The sequence below is a fragment of the Pseudomonas sp. SMN11 genome (genome assembly GCF_052041945.1).
Taxonomy (GTDB): domain Bacteria; phylum Pseudomonadota; class Gammaproteobacteria; order Pseudomonadales; family Pseudomonadaceae; genus Aquipseudomonas.
Genome location: NZ_JBKGGW010000006.1, coordinates 153,931 through 172,130, shown reverse-complemented (window position 1 = coordinate 172,130; position 18,200 = coordinate 153,931). Strand labels below are relative to the sequence as shown.

The following is an 18,200-nucleotide window of genomic DNA, read 5'->3' as shown; positions in this document are numbered from 1 at the left end:
CCAGCCCTCATCGTTAGCACTAGCCCTCCTCAAACCTCGCGAACGGCTCTTGCTTCCCAATCAGTGGCTGGAAATTGAAGCTCGCACTAAAGGGGTTCCGCTCCCCTGTAGCATTGCTCCACACCTCATCCTCAAAGGCCTCTGCTAGCACTGGCAACTCAATGCCAGCAAGGCCCCTGTAGTGCACAAGCCAAACGGCTCGATCCAGGATCTTCATCAGATAGTCAATCAAGCCATAAGTGGCCAGGTGGAAACGCTTAATCATTGTTGGCTCAGTGAAGCTCAAGGTCTGAACTGGCAGTTCACCCTGGATTGCCTGAAGAAGCATCACGAAGTGGATTGAGGAATTAGCGGACAAAGTGAATCGGTCATAATCCACTGTGGCTGAGAACCTGCGACGCAGCTGCTCGTTCGCAGTCAGAAGTCCTTCGGTACGCTTCAGACCAAGCAGAACGAACGTGATATTGGTCTCGTTCATCAGGCTCTTGATCCAATCTGCTGCCTCATATGCGCCGTCGCGACGATAGTCGACCAAGTGCTGTACCTCATCGAGAGCCACCACCTCCACGCCGAGGTTCTTCAGAAGGAGGACCACACGGGCGAATTTCACTTCAGCCGAATGTCCCCGGGCTGTTGCGAATGGATCGTTCAGCGCTGTCAGCATCGCTGCCGCCAGATTCTTCTTGGTTGGAGATGAAGGTATCTCGACATACAAAACAGTGCGTTTCTCAGAATCAATGCTGCCGCTTTCATCTAATGATCGGATGTACTCCAGGATCAATGTGCTTTTGCCTACGCCACTGGGCCCTTTGATGAGCAATCCATTACTTGCGCCGGTTCGCCGACTATCCCTGTGAACCTCGCTTAGGCGGGTCAACGCTCGTACCGCCTGAGGACTATGGATGAACCGATGTCGTAGCGAGAAGGTGAGCTCTTGCGAGTCAATGGGATTCATGGCTTATTACTCCCAGCAGGAGGACGCACTGAAATCTTGAATGCAGCAGCGGGCGGTATGTGAACAATTGAATCGTCCGTCCATTCCATTTCGCCGAGCACTGTAGAGGGAGGCGCGATCTCGCTCATGCGGCCTTCCTTATCAATTTTGGCCCGGGCAGCTGCCCGTCGCAGTCTGCGACTTTGCGAAAGGCGAGCCTCTTCTGCATCCTCCATGATTTCCTGATAGCACTGGTGGGTAGCTTCGAAGCTGGGTTGCTCACCGTATTTTTCCCGCAGCGCTTTTTCTGCAGCCCTCCACAGCTCTCGGCTCTTGCCAACCATGCGCTCATCTTTCGCTAGCACTTGGAAAAACAAGTTTCTGAAGCGATCGTGCACCCAAACATGTCCGGCCTCGTCGCGATAACGAACATTGACCTTCTCACCATCTGCCAGCCGCATCCGCAGTTCAGCGAGCTCCGCAGAGTGATAGAACAACCTCCCGACCTCGACTCCATAATGATGAACCCTCACCGAGCTGCGCCTGGCCAGAATGCATTCCAAAGAATCTAAATCGACGGGGAGAGCGATGATGTGATTCGCCTCACTGGTCGCCCAGACCTGGGCAGGGGTCCGCATTGCTAGTCCGCGGTGCGGCGTCTGGTGATAACCATCCACGATCCATTTCACCAGCACCGCTTCCAGCTGGGGCAACGTGAAGCAAGCATTCTTCTCTGAGTCGTAGTCTCCCCGTTGCTGAATATTCGAGAAGGTGGTTCCAGGTAGGTTATGAATCAGCCCCAGGTTCTGGGTACTGAAAAAACGTTCCACCGCTCCTTTTTTCTGAGGAGCCCTGGAAGCTGGGTACATAATCTCAATACCCAGTTCATTGAACCCCATGATGAGATCACCAGCGTGAAATTCAGCTGCATTGTCCGGAACGATCCGGGTCGGTAAGCCTCGGGCCCACCATTCATTCCGCACCTTAGGAAAGCGCGTTAGCAGCTCGGCTTTGGGACGAATAGCGCGCTCGATGACCCGAAGTACGGTCTCTGTATTCGGCGCCGAAAGGTGAAGCAGATAGCCCATCACCATTCGGGAGAATCGATCCATGACAATCGTCAGGTAGGGGCGACCGATACAAAGCCCGGTGGTTTCATCCACCAGCTGCACGTCTAATTGAGTGTGATCAATCTCCCACCGCTCCAAAATCTCGTGAACGCGCAGCATACCTATGGCCGTTCGGTGTTTTTGCTTGGCAGCGTGTTTCCCCAGCCTAGCTTCATCAACCAAGTAAGGATCCAGGGCTGCGACATACCTACGGACAGTCATCCCGGATGGAATCCTGAGCTGATTGCAAGGCAATCGGGATAAGTTTTCCTCCTCTACTTTGGCTTTGAACTGAGCCACGACCTTACTTACCCCAGGCAGCACGTCCTTGAGGTAGCTGTCGTTGATCACTCCATCGAGTATCACCTTGAGCTCTCCCTGGATCGCAGGAGCCCGGCCTTTTTTGGCATGCTGAGGGATAAGCTTTGTGACATTGTCGCCTATGTATTTGGAGGCCCAACGTCGAATCGTTGATATGGAAGGTGCGCAGGCATCCCCAATTTTCTTGGCGATTTTCTTAATAACTTCAGTCATGTCTTCTTCACTCGGCAGCTTGTTTTTACCGCGCTCAGTTAAGGCGTTCAGGTACTCGCGCCGGCGCAAGGCTTCGCCCCTGTGCTTTTCGGGGAAGCATGAAATGTCTGGAGGGATGTTCCGGACATACGGAACCCTTCCGAGGTAAGGCTGATCAGCAGTGACCTCAATCTCACGCCTCTCGTAGCCCTCGTAAAACTCTTTCTCGGACAGCGTCGTGGGTTCACCGAGCTCATCGAAAAAGAGCAACCTTCTGTCGATGAGCCTCTTCTCAAGGACCATCAGGATGCCACGCACAATGACGACCAATTTCACCCTAAGAGAAAAGGTCTGCATGACGGTGCCCTCCCTGAAGGAAGATCGGGGAGTCAGTGTCGAGGGGCTTATTGAGTTCGATACCCACAATGCCCAACCCAAGCAGACGCCAACCTGGCCTCTCACCCACAGCTAACAAAAGATCGGAAACAGTCTTGGGGACCTGGTCATTGAGGACAGTGAGCACCTCCTCAAGCTTCTCAGCCGAAAGCACTGGACCACGCCGGTGAGACATCAAGTGACGAAGGTTGCTAGCAAGGGGCTCTTCTTCAATCAGCTTGTCAGTGACTACCGAAAAGTTACGGCCGGTAGATATGAAATGGCGTTCAGCTGTTTCCAGCCGATCTCTAACTCTGGCTATGTTTAGGCGTTCTTCCGGCTTCACCTCAAACCACCAGTCCCGGCCATCTGAGAGGAAAACTCGTACGTCGGGGTAGTATTTGAAATACCCCTGAGCTGAGGGAACACGCTCCTCACTGGGCTGAACGACGTAGCTGATGACCGCAGGCGACAGCTCAAGAAGCCGAAAAAAAGCACCCTCCAGCTGGGATTCCCAGGGCACAGGCTTTTGATTTTTTAGCGATGGAAAATCCCCGCGGTAGTGGTTAGACCGACGTGTGACTACCTTTCTCACCGTCATGAAACACCTCCAAAAGTCTCGAAACGAGCGCCGTCGCTGCGCCAAAAAGCAGAGGCGCAGGGCAGGCTAAGGGAGGCCTTTCGACAGGCAACACTGTGCCGTCGAGTGGCCTCGCTAAGGTCGAAAAGATGGGAGAGGATTGACAGGGGCTTCGAAAAAGCAGACATTGCGGGTTCTCAAGTCGCAAGTCCGCTTCGCTAAGCGCGGTCAGAACCTCTCGGTTTTGGTCGCGTTTTTCTACATTTGGGCCTCCATTTTCTGCTGGAATGGTCTGGATTTAATGACTAATCAGAATTTCCAGAGATCGCCTTGATCTCTTTCTTTCTAAACAAGACGCTTGTCTCCGCACCAGCAGTTTCGATTTAATCTTAGGTTTTTGCTTCAACTGTCTGATTGGCGTAGGCATCCAATCTGGAAGCTAGAAAATGCGGTCATAGATCTTATTCCAACACTCCATTGAAATCTACATTTAATCCAACTAGTCAATTTGGTGTTTCTTACAGCTTCCTGTTATCTGTATTAAATTAATACAAGCAGATTTAATTAATCTGCTGCTTATAATTCGGTGCATTATTAAAGACTTGCTGGATTCGATACTCCAATCCTGATTCATGCCAAGCCCTTCGGGCTGATTTTCCTTTCCAGCATCCATACGCACGCGGCCAGGCTCCGAACAGCCGGGGGGCAGAGTGCCCACAGGAATTTGAAGCAAAAAAAGCCCGCAAGTGCGGGCTTGATGGTGACCGGCGGAGACCCAGATTTGGGCCCGGCCGGTCATCTATCTGTGAAAGCGTGCAGCTTTTTTGTGAACCTACAGGGCGATCAGAAGTCCAGGTTCGATACCGACAGCGCATTGCTTTCGATGAAGTCACGGCGTGGCTCCACCGCGTCGCCCATCAGAGTATTGAAGATCTGGTCGGCGGCAATCGCGTCTTCGATGGTGACCTTGAGCATGCGGCGGACGGTTGGGTCCATGGTGGTTTCCCACAGCTGCTCCGGGTTCATCTCACCCAGACCTTTGTATCGCTGGATGGTGTGGCGCTTGGTGCTTTCGTTCATCAGCCAGTCGAGGGCTTCCTTGAACTCGATGATTGCCTTGCGACGTTCACCGCGCTGCACGTAGGCACCTTCGCCGAGCAGGGTAGACAGCTTGGCACCCAGGGTCACCACTGAGCGGTAGTCGTTGCTGCCGAAGAAGTCGCGGTTGAAGGTGACGTAGCTGGCCAGACCGTGGGAGGTAACTTCCACTTCCGGCAGCCAGACATTGCGCTCCTTGTCTTCGCGCAGGCTGGCCTGATAAACCAGGCCCGACTTCTGGCTGTTGCTCAGACGCTCCTGGAACTTCACCAGCCAGGCTTGCATCACGGCGTGGTCGCCCAGTTGCTCGAGAGTGATTTCCGGCAGGTAAATGAAGTGCTCGGTGATGTCTTCCGGGTACAGGCGGGAGAGGCGCTTGAGCGTCTTCATCACGGCGCGGAATTCATTCACCAGGGTTTCCAATTGTACGCCGGAAACGGCAGGCGCCGATTCGTCCAGATGCAGGCTGGCATCTTCCAGGGCCGATTGGGTCATGTATTCTTCCATGGCCTCGTCGTCCTTGATGTACTGCTCCTGCTTGCCTTTCTTGACCTTGTACAGCGGCGGCTGGGCGATGTAGATGTAGCCGCGCTCGACCAGCTCCGGCAGCTGACGGAAGAAGAAGGTCAGCAGCAGGGTACGGATGTGCGAACCGTCGACGTCAGCATCGGTCATGATGATGATGTTGTGATAACGCAGCTTGTCGATGTTGTACTCTTCGCGGCCGATACCGCAGCCCAAAGCAGTGATGAGCGTGCCCACTTCCTGGGACGAGATCATCTTGTCGAAGCGCGCTTTCTCGACGTTGAGGATCTTGCCCTTCAGCGGCAGGATCGCCTGGGTGCGACGGTTACGGCCTTGCTTGGCCGAGCCACCTGCGGAGTCACCCTCCACCAGGTACAGTTCGGAAAGAGCAGGGTCCTTCTCCTGACAGTCGGCCAGTTTGCCCGGCAGGCCGGCGATATCCAACGCGCCTTTACGGCGAGTCATTTCACGGGCTTTACGTGCCGCTTCACGAGCACGGGCAGCGTCGATCATCTTGCCGACCACGGCCTTGGCTTCGTTCGGGTTTTCCAGCAGGAAGTCGGCGAAGTACTTGTTCATCTCTTGTTCCACGGCGGTTTTCACCTCCGAGGAGACCAGCTTGTCCTTGGTCTGCGAGCTGAACTTCGGATCCGGCACCTTCACCGAAATGATCGCAGTCAGGCCTTCACGGGCATCGTCGCCGGTGGTGGCAACCTTGTTCTTCTTGGCCAGACCTTCCTGCTCGATGTAGCTGTTCAGGCTACGGGTCAACGAGGAGCGGAAACCGACCAGGTGAGTACCGCCGTCACGCTGCGGAATGTTGTTGGTGAAGCACAGCAGGTTTTCGTTGAAGCTGTCGTTCCACTGCAGGGCAATTTCGACACCCACGCCGTCTTCACGCTGGATGTTGAAGTGGAAGACCTGCGAGTTGACCGGGGTCTTGTTGGTGTTGAGGTATTCAACGAATGCCTTCAATCCACCTTCGTATTTGAAGAACTCTTCCTTGCCCGAACGCTCGTCCTTTAGCAGGATGCCGACGCCCGAGTTGAGGAACGACAGCTCGCGAATCCGCTTGGCCAGGATGTCCCAGCTGAAGTGGATGTTCTTGAAGGTTTCAGCCGAAGGCTTGAAGTGGATGTGAGTACCGGTAGTTTCGCTGTCACCGACAACGGCCATCGGTGCCTGTGGAACACCATGAACGTAGGTCTGTTCCCAGATTTTGCCGCTGCGGCGAACGGTCAGCACCAGCTTCTCGGAGAGGGCGTTCACTACCGAAACACCTACACCGTGCAGACCGCCGGATACTTTGTAGGAGTTGTCGTCGAACTTACCGCCAGCGTGCAGCACGGTCATGATGACCTCGGCTGCGGAAACGCCTTCTTCTTTATGCACGTCGACCGGAATGCCGCGACCGTTGTCGCGCACACTGATGGATTCGTCCGTGTGGATGATGACGGTGATGTCATCGCAGTGACCGGCGAGGGCTTCGTCGATCGAGTTGTCGACCACCTCGAAGACCATGTGGTGCAGGCCGCTACCATCATCGGTGTCGCCAATGTACATGCCGGGACGCTTGCGTACGGCATCCAAACCTTTCAGCACCTTGATGCTGGAGGAGTCGTACGTTTGATTTTCGCTCATGCCTTCACTCCCGATGGTCGTGGGTCTGGGTGATACGGCCTTGTTCCACGTGGAACAAGGCAACTGGCGTTTCCGTCTGCCAGCCTTCCCTCAGTAATTCGTGATCTACACAGGTGATGAACACCTGGCAGCGTAATTCTTCAAGCAAGCGGCACAGCGCGCGGCGATGCTGGTCATCCAGCTCGGACGGCAGGTCGTCAACAAGATAAATACAGTGGCCGCGGCGAGCCTGACTGACGAGATGGCCCTGGGCAATGCGCAGTGCGCAAACCACCAGCTTTTGCTGACCACGCGACAAGATGTCGGCCGCGTTATTGGCAGCCAGGCGAAGACGCAGATCAGCACGCTGCGGGCCGGCCTGGGTATGGCCCATCTGCTGATCGCGAAGGAGAGAGGAGGCGAGTACTTCTTGCAGTTCCCGGTCCTTGTCCCAGCCTCGGTAGTAGCTCAGGGTCAACCCGTCCAGCTCGACCAGCTCACTCAGGGTTTGCTCGAAGACGGGCTTCAAGGCCTTGATGTAGTTGCGACGGTATTCATCTATTTCCGCGCTGGCCAGGCATAACTCCCGGTCCCAGGCGGCTTGCGAAGCTGGGTCAAGTGTACCATGCCGCAACCACGAGTTCCGCTGCCGCAGCGCCTTCTGCAGACGTTGCCAGGCTGGCAGGAACCGAGGTTCCACGTGAAACACTCCCCAATCGAGAAACTGCCGGCGGATTTTCGGTGCGCCTTCCAGCAACCTAAAACTGTCTGGGTTGATCAGCTGCAACGGTAGCAGTTCAGCCAGCTGAGCGGCGCTCTTGGCATTCTGCCCGTCGATGCGGATAGTGAATTCGCCCGCCCGCTCCCTGGAGACGCCCAGGTTACTGGTACCACCTTCAGCCAACTGAACTTCGCCAAACACGGTGCAAGCAGGCTGCTCATACTGAATGACCGGGTTCAAGCGAGTACTGCGGAATGACCGGGCGAGGCCAAGCAGGTGCACGGCTTCGAGCACACTGGTCTTGCCGCTGCCGTTTGCGCCGTAGAGGATATTGATGCGGGGGGAAGGTGAGAGAGTCACCGGGTGCAGATTGCGCACCGCGGTGACCATGATACGTCGAAGGGACATTTCGCCTGCTACAGATTACAGGCGCATCGGCATGACAACGTAGGAAGAATCGTCATTGCCAGCTTCCTGCAGCAGGGCACTGCTGTTGGAGTCAGACAGAATCAGACGAACTTGCTCGGTAGTCATCACGCCCAGCACGTCCAGCAGGTAGCTGACGTTGAAGCCAATCTCCAGTGAGCTACCTTCGTAGTCCACGCTGATCTCTTCTTCCGCTTCTTCCTGCTCAGGGTTGTTGGCCTGGATTTTAAGTTGGCCGGCGGCCAACTGCAGGCGAATACCGCGGTATTTCTCGTTGGAAAGAATCGCGGTACGGCTGAACGCTTCGCGCAGCGCCTGGCGGTCACCGACGACCAGCTTGTCACCACCTTTCGGCAATACACGCTCGTAGTCCGGGAACTTGCCGTCGACCAGTTTGGAGGTGAAGGTGAACTCACCAGTGGTCGCTCGGATGTGGTGCTGACCGAGCACGATGCTAACCATGCCTTCCGGATCAGTGAGCAGGCGCGCCAGCTCAAGAATACCTTTACGAGGAACGATGACCTGATGGCGGTCATCCTGCTCGATCGCTGCGCTCATCGAGCACAGCGCCAGGCGGTGACCATCCGTGGAAACCGCACGCAGGGTGTTGCGCGACACTTCCAGCAGCATGCCGTTGAGGTAGTAACGCACGTCCTGCTGGGCCATGGCAAAGCTGGTGCGCTCGATCAGGCGGCGCAGTTTGCTCTGCTCCAGATTGCAGGTCAGCGAACCCGGGCCTTCTTCAACGGTAGGGAAATCGTTGGCAGGCAGGGTCGACAAAGTGAAACGACTACGGCCGGCTTTGACCAGGAGCTTCTGCTCATCGACCTTGATATCGATCAGAACGTCGTTCGGCAGGCTCTTGCAGATGTCCATCAGCTTGCGCGCCGGGACAGTGATCTCGCCTGGCTCGGCCGGCTCTTCCAGTTGCACGCGGCCAACCAGTTCGACTTCCAGGTCGGTACCGGTCAACGACAGCTGCTGGCCTTGCACGACCAACAGGACGTTGGACAGCACCGGCAAGGTCTGGCGGCGCTCGACGACACCGGCGACCAGTTGCAGGGGTTTCAACAGGGCTTCGCGTTGAATGGTGAAATGCATGGTCTAGTCCCTTGCCTTCAATTAGCTGCGCTGGCGACCATCACGTCGTCAGCGTCCGCAGCAGGTTCTTGTAGTCCTCGCGGATGTCCGCGTCGGATTCCTTCAATTCGTTGATCTTGCGGCAGGCGTGCAGCACGGTGGTGTGGTCGCGGCCGCCAAACATGTCACCGATTTCCGGCAGACTGTGGTTGGTCAGTTCCTTCGACAGTGCCATGGCTACCTGACGCGGGCGCGCAACGGAGCGCGAACGGCGTTTGGACAACAGATCGGCGATCTTGATCTTGTAGTACTCGGCCACGGTGCGCTGGATGTTATCCACACTCACCAGCTTGTCCTGAAGCGCCAGCAGGTCCTTCAACGACTCGCGAATCAGCTCGATGGTGATGTCACGGCCCATGAAGTGCGAGTGAGCGATCACCCGCTTCAGGGCGCCTTCGAGTTCACGTACGTTGGAGCGAATGCGCTGGGCAATGAAGAACGCAGCATCATGCGGCAGTTCGACCTTGGCCTGGTCGGCCTTCTTCATCAGGATCGCCACGCGGGTTTCCAGTTCGGGCGGCTCGACAGCCACCGTCAGACCCCAGCCGAAGCGCGACTTCAGGCGCTCTTCCAGGCCTTCGATCTCCTTCGGGTAACGGTCGCTGGTGAGAATCACCTGCTGGCCGCCCTCGAGCAAGGCGTTGAAGGTGTGGAAGAACTCTTCCTGGGAACGCTCTTTACGGGCGAAGAACTGGATGTCGTCGATCAGCAGCGCATCGACCGAACGGTAGAAACGCTTGAATTCATTGATTGCGTTGAGCTGCAGCGCCTTGACCATGTCCGCGACGAAGCGCTCGGAATGCAGGTACACGACCTTGGCATTCGGGTTCTTCTTCAGCAGGTGGTTACCCACAGCATGCATCAGGTGGGTCTTACCCAGGCCCACGCCACCATAAAGGAACAGCGGGTTGTAACCATGCTTGGGGTTGTCGGCGACCTGCCAGGCCGCAGCGCGGGCCAGCTGGTTCGACTTACCTTCGACAAAGGTCTCGAAGGTAAAGGTGCGGTTCAGATAGCTGGTGTGCTTGAGCGCGCCTTCCACCTGGACCGTGCGTTGCTCGGTACGGCTGCCAGCAACGGGAGCCGAACCGCTGTCGCCCATGCCATCGAAGCTGTCACGCGAAGCCGACTCAGCAGTGTCATTCACCTGCACCGGTTCGGCTACTGGCGCTTGAACCGGCTCGGCAACCGCGGCGGCCGCAGGCGCAGCGGCCTGTTGGGTCTGGCTGTGTGCAAGCGAAGCCGCGACTGCAGCACTGACGGGGGCATTGGGTGCAGCGCGTGGCGCAGAGCTGCGACGGCTGCCTATTAACAAGGAAAGGGCTGGCGCCATGCCGCTGCCGTTTTCACCCAACAGTTCGAGCAGACGGCCAAGGTACTTTTCATTCACCCAATCGAGCACGAAACGGTTAGGCGCATAGACGCGCAACTCGTCGCCTTCGGCTTCGACCTGTAGCGGACGGATCCAGGTGTTGAATTGCTGGGCAGGCAGTTCATCGCGCAGAAGCTCCACGCACTGCTGCCAAAGTTCCACTGACACGGATATCCCCTGAGTTGAAAGCCGGATGAGGCAAAACAAACCGCCATTGTACCGGTCGAGCGATCAGTTATCCACATGTGGAAACATTCTGAGCCATGACAAAACAGCCATTTAGCGGCAAAAACGTCTTCCAACCTCTGTGAATAAGGCCTGTTGATAACTAGCCATGAGGGCTATGCACAACCACGAGGTCAACCCTGTTGATAACTCTGCTGTGGATAACGAGACCTTCTATCCACAGGCTTTCCGCACGTCCGACACAAGCGCAGCACGTGTTACCGACAACGTTATAAATCTCTGTACAGCACGTAATTAAAGGCCTGCATTACGTTATCCACAGAAAGTTATCCACCTAAGATTTATAAGTTCTTCAGAAAAGCTTTTTATATGTCTCTTCTTTTTTTCATTTTGTCGTCCGCCTGCCTGGATGAGCAACCCTCCCTGGCATCCAGCCGTCAGGGCGCCTTCTATAAGGAAAGGCTGGTTGGAAATTGACCTATGGGCTTGCTTTCTCTAGAATCGCCGATCTCTTAAAAAGGGGGCCATTCCGGCCCGTAGTCGACAAACCAGGTAACAACGCCATGAAACGTACTTTCCAACCAAGCACCATCAAGCGCGCTCGCACCCACGGCTTCCGTGCCCGTATGGCTACCAAGAACGGCCGCGCTGTTCTGTCGCGTCGTCGTGCCAAAGGCCGTAAGCGTCTGGCCATTTGATTTTTCGGCACAGGTGGTGAGTCAGGACTTCAGTCGGGAAAAGCGACTGCTTACACCCCGGCACTTCAAAGCGGTCTTCGACTCCCCAACCGGCAAGGTTCCAGGGAAAAACCTGCTGATCCTTGCTCGCGAGAACGGCCTGGATCACCCGCGCCTCGGCCTGGTGATCGGCAAGAAGAGCGTCAAGCTCGCCGTTCAACGCAACCGCCTCAAGCGCTTGATGCGCGATTCCTTCCGGCTCAACCAGCAAATGCTGGGTGGCCTGGATATAGTGATCGTCGCGCGCAAGGGATTGGGTGAGATAGAAAACCCGGAATTGCACCAACACTTTGGCAAGCTCTGGAAACGCCTGGCGCGCAGCCGGCCAACTCCAGCGGCAAACGCCGATTCCGCAGGGGTAGACAGTCAAAATGCGTAAACTGGCCCTCGTTCCGATCCAGTTTTACCGTTACGCCATCAGTCCCCTGATGGCCAACCACTGTCGTTTCTACCCCAGTTGCTCCTGTTACGCTCTTGAAGCCATTGAGAACCATGGTCTCTTGCGTGGCGGGTGGCTAGCCGTTCGTCGCCTGGGGCGTTGTCATCCGTGGAACGACGGCGGTTTCGATCCCGTTCCCCCCGCTCCTTCCTCCCGTACTTCTTCGATAGCCGAGTAATCATGGATATTAAACGCACGATCCTGATCGTCGCCCTGGCAATCGTGTCCTACGTCATGGTCCTCAAGTGGAACGAGGACTACGGCCAGGCTGCCCTGCCGACTCAGAATACTGCTGCCAGCACTGTTGCCCCGGCCTTGCCCGATGGCGTGCCGGCCGGTACCGCCAGCGCCGATGTGCCTAGCGCCAATGCCGAATCCAGCCCTGCCGAACTGGCTCCGGCCGCGGTCAGCAAGGATCTGATCCGGATCAAGACCGATGTCCTGGAACTGGCTATCGATCCGGTCGGTGGTGACATCGTCCAGCTGAACCTGCCGAAATACCCACGCCGTCAGGACCATCCGGACATTCCGTTCCAGCTGTTCGACAACGGCGGCGAGCGTGTCTACCTGGCACAAAGCGGCCTGACCGGCGCCAACGGCCCGGATGCCCGTTCGTCGGGTCGCCCGCTGTACGCTGCCGAGCAGAAGAGCTACCAGCTGGCTGATGGCCAGGACCAACTGGTCGTCGACCTCAAGTTCAGCGACAACGGCGTCAACTACATCAAGCGCTTCAGCTTCAAGCGCGGTGAGTACGACCTGACCGTCAGCTACCTGATCGACAACCAGAGCGGCCAGGCCTGGAACGGCAACATGTTTGCCCAGCTCAAGCGTGACGCCAGTTCCGATCCATCGTCGAGCACCGCCACCGGCACCGCGACCTACCTGGGCGCCGCCATGTGGACAGCTTCCGAGCCTTACAAAAAGGTCTCGATGAAGGATATCGACAAAGGTAGTTTGAAAGAAAATGTGTCGGGCGGCTGGGTTGCCTGGCTGCAGCACTACTTCGTGACCGCGTGGATTCCGGCCAAATCGGACAACAATGTTGTCCAGACCCGCAAGGACAGCCAGGGCAACTACATCATCGGCTATACCGGCCCGGCCCTCAGCGTTCCTGCTGGCGGCAAGGTTGAAACTAGCGCCATGCTGTATGCCGGTCCGAAGATCCAGTCCAAGCTGAAAGAGTTGTCCCCAGGCCTGGAACTGACCGTCGACTACGGCTTCCTGTGGTTCATCGCCCAGCCGATCTTCTGGCTGTTGCAACATATCCACAGCCTGCTGGGCAACTGGGGCTGGTCGATCATCGTGCTGACCATGCTCATCAAGGGCCTGTTCTTCCCGCTGTCGGCTGCCAGCTACCGCTCGATGGCGCGCATGCGTGCCGTGGCACCGAAGCTCGCCGCACTGAAGGAACGCTTCGGTGACGATCGCCAGAAGATGTCCCAGGCGATGATGGAGCTGTACAAGAAAGAGAAGATCAACCCGCTGGGCGGCTGCTTGCCGATCCTGGTGCAGATGCCGGTGTTCCTGTCCCTGTACTGGGTACTGCTGGAAAGCGTCGAGATGCGCCAGGCTCCGTGGATGCTGTGGATCACTGACCTGTCGATCAAGGATCCGTTCTTCATCCTGCCGATCATCATGGGTGCCACCATGTTCATCCAGCAGCGTCTGAACCCGACTCCGCCAGATCCGATGCAGGCCAAGGTGATGAAAATGATGCCGATCATCTTCACCTTCTTCTTCCTGTGGTTCCCGGCTGGTCTGGTGCTGTACTGGGTTGTGAACAACTGCCTATCGATCACCCAGCAGTGGTACATCACCCGCCGTATCGAAGCAGCCACCAAAAAAGCTGCTGCTTGACGGGCTACTGCGCTAGCCTGTGAATAAAAACGCCCCTTCGGGGGCGTTTTTGCTATCTGTCGTTTTTGTCGTAGAGGCTTTCGAGCATGAACACTGTGCGTGAAACCATCGTCGCCATCGCCACTGCCCAGGGCCGCGGAGGTGTCGGTATCGTGAGGTTGTCAGGGCCATTGGCGAGCAGGGCGGGGCAGCTGATTACCGGCCGAACGCTGACGCCACGCCACGCCCACTACGGGCCATTCCGCGACGAGGATGGCCTGGTGCTGGATGAAGGCATCGCGCTGTACTTCCCAGGCCCCAACTCGTTCACGGGTGAGGATGTACTCGAGCTGCAGGGGCATGGCGGCCCTGTGGTCCTGGATATGCTGCTGCAGCGGTGTCTTCAAGTTGGCTGCCGTCTGGCGCGTCCGGGCGAGTTCAGCGAGCGTGCGTTTCTCAACGACAAGCTCGACCTGGCCCAGGCCGAAGCCATTGCCGACCTGATTGAAGCGAGCTCCAGCCAGGCTGCGCGCAATGCCTTGCGCTCGCTGCAGGGGGAGTTCTCCAAGCGTGTGCACAGCCTGACGGAGGCGTTGATTGCCCTGCGCATCTACGTCGAGGCCGCGATCGACTTTCCTGAAGAGGAAATCGACTTCCTTGCCGATGGCCATGTGTTGTCGATGCTCGATGCGGTACGCAGCGAGTTATCCACCGTGCAGCGAGAGGCCGGGCAGGGCGCCTTGCTGCGTGATGGCATGACGGTGGTCATCGCCGGCCGGCCAAATGCCGGCAAATCGAGCCTGCTGAACCAGCTGGCGGGGCGTGAGGCGGCAATCGTTACCGACATCGCCGGCACCACCCGGGACATCCTGCGCGAACATATCCACATCGATGGCATGCCACTGCATGTGGTCGATACCGCCGGCCTGCGGGATACCGACGACCATGTGGAAAAGATCGGCGTGGAACGCGCGCTGAAGGCCATTGGCGAGGCCGACCGAGTGCTGCTGGTGGTCGACTCCACCGCCCCCGAGGCCAGTGACCCGTTTGCCCTGTGGCCTGAGTTTCTCGACCAGCGGCCAGACCCGGGCAAGGTCACTCTGATTCGCAACAAGGCCGATCTCAGCGGTGAGCGGGTAGGCCTGGAACAATGCGACGACGGCCACGTGACCATCACCCTGAGCGCCAAAGGGGACGATCAGGGGCTACAACTGCTGCGCGATCACCTCAAGGCCTGCATGGGTTATGAACAGACCGCCGAGAGCGGTTTCAGCGCCCGCCGGCGCCACCTGGATGCCTTGCGCCAGGCCAGTTCGCACCTGGAGCATGGTCGCGCACAGTTGACCCTGGCTGGCGCGGGTGAACTGCTGGCCGAGGACTTGCGTCAGGCGCAGCAGGCGCTGGGTGAAATCACCGGTGCGTTCAGTTCCGATGACCTGCTGGGGCGGATTTTCTCCAGTTTCTGCATCGGCAAGTAATCCACAGCTGGCTAAAACCAAGGCCGCTCCTCCGGGAGCGGCTTTTTTTTGCCTGCAATTTATCCACTCGTCGGATCTTTCAAATACCAACCCCCACCCCTGTAGGAGAGGCTTTAGCCGCGAAGAGGCCTGCTCAGGCATACGGAAATCCATCCACAGATACAAAAAGCTCCTTAGGAGCCCTGTGGAAAACCCGCCTTCAGCTCCGTTGATAAGCAGGCTTTTTTTCTGAGGAAAAATCCGCCTGTGGGTAAACAGGCATTTAATCCACAGGCTAAAGGACGTTATCCAAACCCCTCATGGTGGGTAAGCCACAGGGTTCAATTCCTCTGTACACCATGTATGTATTGGCCTAGAGAACCTTATCCACAGAGAAGTCTGTGCATAAGAATAAACATAAAAACAAAGCTTTTTTAAATTTCTTCTCTTTGATTTCTGTTGTCTGCCATTCATCCACAGACTGGTCAAAATTTGCTCAGACGGTTCCTTTAGAGGGGGTGAAGTCCCTATACTTGTCCGCTTACCTTCTCTATTCGCAAAAACAGGCACGAGGTGCGTGGTGGATTTCCCTTCCCGTTTTGAAGTGATCGTCATCGGCGGCGGCCATGCCGGTACCGAGGCTGCGCTTGCGTCAGCACGCATGGGTGTGAAAACCCTGCTGTTGACCCATAACGTGGAAACCCTCGGTCACATGAGTTGCAACCCCGCCATTGGCGGTATCGGTAAAAGCCATCTGGTCAAAGAGATCGATGCACTCGGCGGCGCCATGGCGCTGGCCACCGACAAGAGCGGCATCCAGTTCCGCATCCTGAATAACCGCAAGGGCCCGGCCGTACGCGCCACCCGTGCGCAAGCCGACCGCGCCATCTACAAGGCGGTGGTACGCGAGATCCTGGAAAACCAGCCAAACCTGTGGATATTCCAGCAGTCCTGTGATGACCTGATCGTCGAACAGGACCAGGTCAAAGGCGTAGTGACCCAGATGGGTCTGCGCTTCTTCGCCGAATCCGTGGTGCTGACCACCGGTACTTTCCTCGGTGGCCTTATCCACATCGGTCTGCAGAACCATTCCGGTGGACGCGCCGGCGACCCGCCATCGATTGCTCTGGCTCACCGCATGCGTGAACTGCCACTGCGCGTCGGCCGGCTGAAAACCGGTACTCCTCCGCGTATCGATGGGCGTTCCGTAGACTTTTCGGTCATGACCGAGCAGCCTGGCGACACGCCGATCCCGGTGATGTCGTTCATGGGCAATGCCGAGATGCACCCGCGCCAGGTGAGCTGCTGGATTACCCATACCAACGCCCGCACCCACGAGATCATTGCCTCGAACCTTGACCGTTCGCCGATGTACTCTGGGGTGATCGAAGGTGTCGGCCCGCGCTATTGCCCGTCGATCGAAGACAAGATCCACCGCTTCGCCGACAAGGAAAGCCACCAGGTGTTCATCGAGCCGGAAGGCCTGACCACCCACGAGCTGTACCCCAACGGTATTTCCACTTCGCTGCCGTTCGATGTGCAGCTGGAGCTGGTGCGCTCGATCCGCGGTATGGAAAACGCCCATATCGTTCGCCCGGGCTACGCCATCGAGTACGACTACTTCGACCCGCGTGACCTGAAGTACAGCCTCGAGACCAAAGTCATCGGTGGCCTTTTCTTCGCCGGCCAGATCAACGGCACCACCGGCTACGAAGAAGCCGGCGCCCAAGGCCTGCTGGCCGGGACCAACGCCGCGTTGCGTGCGCAAGGCCGCGAAAGCTGGTGCCCGCGTCGCGACGAGGCGTACATCGGCGTACTGGTCGACGACCTGATTACCCTGGGTACTCAGGAGCCGTACCGCATGTTCACTTCGCGCGCCGAATACCGGCTGATCCTGCGCGAAGACAACGCCGACCTGCGCCTGACCGAGAAAGGTCGCGAGCTCGGCCTGATCGACGACGATCGCTGGGCAGCATTCTGCGCCAAGCGCGACGGCATCGAACGTGAAGAACAGCGTCTGAAGTCGACTTGGGTGCGCCCGAACACCGAGCAAGGCCAAGCCATTGTGGATAAGTTCGGTACCCCGTTGGCTCACGAGTACAGCCTGCTCAACCTGCTGGCCCGTCCAGAGATCGACTATGCCGGGCTGATCGAAGCGACCGGCGGTGCGGAAATCGATCCACAGGTTGCCGAACAGGTCGAAATCAAGACCAAGTACGCCGGTTACATCGACCGTCAGCAGGACGAGATCGCCCGCCTGCGCGCCAGCGAAGACACCCGTCTGCCTGTGGATATCGACTACACCACGATTTCCGGACTGTCGAAGGAAATCCAAAGCAAGCTTGGCCAGACCCGTCCGGAGACCCTGGGCCAGGCTTCGCGCATCCCTGGCGTTACTCCGGCGGCGATTTCCCTGTTGCTGATTCATCTGAAAAAACGCGGCGCTGGCCGCGAATTGGAGCAAAGCGCTTGAGTTCCCTGGTCACCCCGCAACATGCCGAAGAGTTGTCCACAGGCGCGCGCCAGCTCGGTGTCGAGCTGAGCGCCGAGCAGCACGAGAAGCTGCTGGGCTACCTGGCCCTGTTGATCAAATGGAACAAAGCCTACAACCTCACTGCCGTGCGCGACCCGGACGAGATGGTTTCCCGCCATCTGCTCGACAGCCTCAGCGTCATGTCGTTTATCCACAGCGAGCGTGACAACTGGCTGGATGTTGGCAGCGGCGGTGGCATGCCCGGCATTCCTTTGGCTATCCTGCATCCGCGCAAGCAGGTGACGGTGCTGGACGCCAATGGCAAGAAGACGCGCTTCCTGACCCAGGTGAAGATGGAACTGAAACTGGACAACCTCACGGTTATCCACAGCCGGGTCGAAGCCTTCCAGCCGTCGCTACCGTTCAGCGGAATCATCTCCCGCGCCTTCAGCAGCATGGAGAACTTCACCAACTGGACCCGCCATCTGGGCGACACCGGGACGCAATGGCTTGCAATGAAGGGGCTGCATCCTGCCGATGAACTGGTAGCATTGCCCGCAGACTTCACAGTGGAAAGCGAGCAGGCCCTGACCGTTCCAGGTTGCCAGGGCCAGCGCCATCTGCTGATACTGCGCCGCAAGGCTTGATTGGGAACACAC

General features: G+C 57.4%; 14 protein-coding genes. 7 read left to right on the top strand and 7 right to left on the bottom strand.

Going from position 1 to position 18,200, the window contains the following annotated elements; translation table 11 throughout:
- Positions 1-19: 19 nt before the first annotated feature.
- From ACLEJU_RS08830 to dnaA, 7 genes are all read right to left on the bottom strand, one after another.
- The gene (locus tag ACLEJU_RS08830; RefSeq protein WP_435421854.1) at positions 20-955 is read right to left on the bottom strand and encodes a TniB family NTP-binding protein; all 936 of its coding nucleotides are present in this window, start codon (positions 953-955) and stop codon (positions 20-22) included.
- Complete coding sequence (locus tag ACLEJU_RS08825; protein WP_435421853.1) at positions 952-2,913, bottom strand: integrase; 1,962 nt, start codon at positions 2,911-2,913, stop codon at positions 952-954. Before ACLEJU_RS08825 ends, ACLEJU_RS08830 begins: the two co-directional genes overlap by 4 nt.
- A complete protein-coding gene (locus tag ACLEJU_RS08820) occupies positions 2,894-3,532 on the bottom strand; it encodes a TnsA endonuclease N-terminal domain-containing protein (RefSeq protein ID WP_435421852.1) in 639 nt (212 codons plus the stop codon). Before ACLEJU_RS08820 ends, ACLEJU_RS08825 begins: the two co-directional genes overlap by 20 nt.
- A gap of 822 nt (positions 3,533-4,354) precedes the next feature.
- Positions 4,355-6,775, bottom strand: a complete 2,421-nt coding sequence (gyrB, locus tag ACLEJU_RS08815) for a DNA topoisomerase (ATP-hydrolyzing) subunit B (RefSeq protein ID WP_435421851.1) — start codon at positions 6,773-6,775, stop codon at positions 4,355-4,357.
- A gap of 4 nt (positions 6,776-6,779) precedes the next feature.
- Positions 6,780-7,883, bottom strand: a complete 1,104-nt coding sequence (recF, locus tag ACLEJU_RS08810) for a DNA replication/repair protein RecF (RefSeq protein ID WP_103448388.1) — start codon at positions 7,881-7,883, stop codon at positions 6,780-6,782.
- Positions 7,884-7,898: 15 nt separating this feature from the next.
- Positions 7,899-9,002 carry a DNA polymerase III subunit beta gene (gene dnaN / locus ACLEJU_RS08805; RefSeq protein WP_435421850.1) on the bottom strand — a complete coding sequence of 368 codons (1,104 nt, stop codon included), beginning with the start codon at positions 9,000-9,002 and terminating at the stop codon, positions 7,899-7,901.
- Between the two features lie 40 nt (positions 9,003-9,042).
- Positions 9,043-10,581, bottom strand: a complete 1,539-nt coding sequence (gene dnaA / locus ACLEJU_RS08800) for a chromosomal replication initiator protein DnaA (protein ID WP_435421849.1) — start codon at positions 10,579-10,581, stop codon at positions 9,043-9,045.
- A gap of 581 nt (positions 10,582-11,162) precedes the next feature.
- On the opposite strand from dnaA, the gene rpmH reads away from it, so the two are divergent.
- The 7 genes from rpmH (at position 11,163) to rsmG (ending at position 18,188) form a co-directional block, all read left to right on the top strand.
- On the top strand, positions 11,163-11,297 hold the full coding sequence (gene rpmH / locus ACLEJU_RS08795; protein WP_003253163.1) for a 50S ribosomal protein L34: 135 nt from the start codon (positions 11,163-11,165) through the stop codon (positions 11,295-11,297).
- A gap of 13 nt (positions 11,298-11,310) precedes the next feature.
- Positions 11,311-11,715, top strand: coding sequence for a ribonuclease P protein component (gene rnpA, locus ACLEJU_RS08790; RefSeq protein WP_079230262.1), 405 nt, complete (start codon positions 11,311-11,313; stop codon positions 11,713-11,715).
- Positions 11,708-11,953, top strand: a complete 246-nt coding sequence (gene yidD / locus ACLEJU_RS08785; RefSeq protein WP_079230263.1) for a membrane protein insertion efficiency factor YidD — start codon at positions 11,708-11,710, stop codon at positions 11,951-11,953. The genes rnpA and yidD overlap by 8 nt, the downstream gene beginning before the upstream one ends.
- Before the next feature lie 2 nt (positions 11,954-11,955).
- Entirely contained in the window at positions 11,956-13,632 is a 1,677-nt protein-coding gene (gene yidC, locus ACLEJU_RS08780; RefSeq protein ID WP_435421848.1) for a membrane protein insertase YidC, read from the top strand.
- Between the two features lie 86 nt (positions 13,633-13,718).
- On the top strand, positions 13,719-15,089 hold the full coding sequence (gene mnmE, locus ACLEJU_RS08775; RefSeq protein WP_435421847.1) for a tRNA uridine-5-carboxymethylaminomethyl(34) synthesis GTPase MnmE: 1,371 nt from the start codon (positions 13,719-13,721) through the stop codon (positions 15,087-15,089).
- Positions 15,090-15,648: 559 nt separating this feature from the next.
- On the top strand, positions 15,649-17,541 hold the full coding sequence (gene mnmG, locus ACLEJU_RS08770) for a tRNA uridine-5-carboxymethylaminomethyl(34) synthesis enzyme MnmG (protein WP_435421846.1): 1,893 nt from the start codon (positions 15,649-15,651) through the stop codon (positions 17,539-17,541).
- Positions 17,538-18,188, top strand: a complete 651-nt coding sequence (gene rsmG / locus ACLEJU_RS08765; protein WP_435421845.1) for a 16S rRNA (guanine(527)-N(7))-methyltransferase RsmG — start codon at positions 17,538-17,540, stop codon at positions 18,186-18,188. The genes mnmG and rsmG overlap by 4 nt, the downstream gene beginning before the upstream one ends.
- Positions 18,189-18,200: the final 12 nt, after the last annotated feature.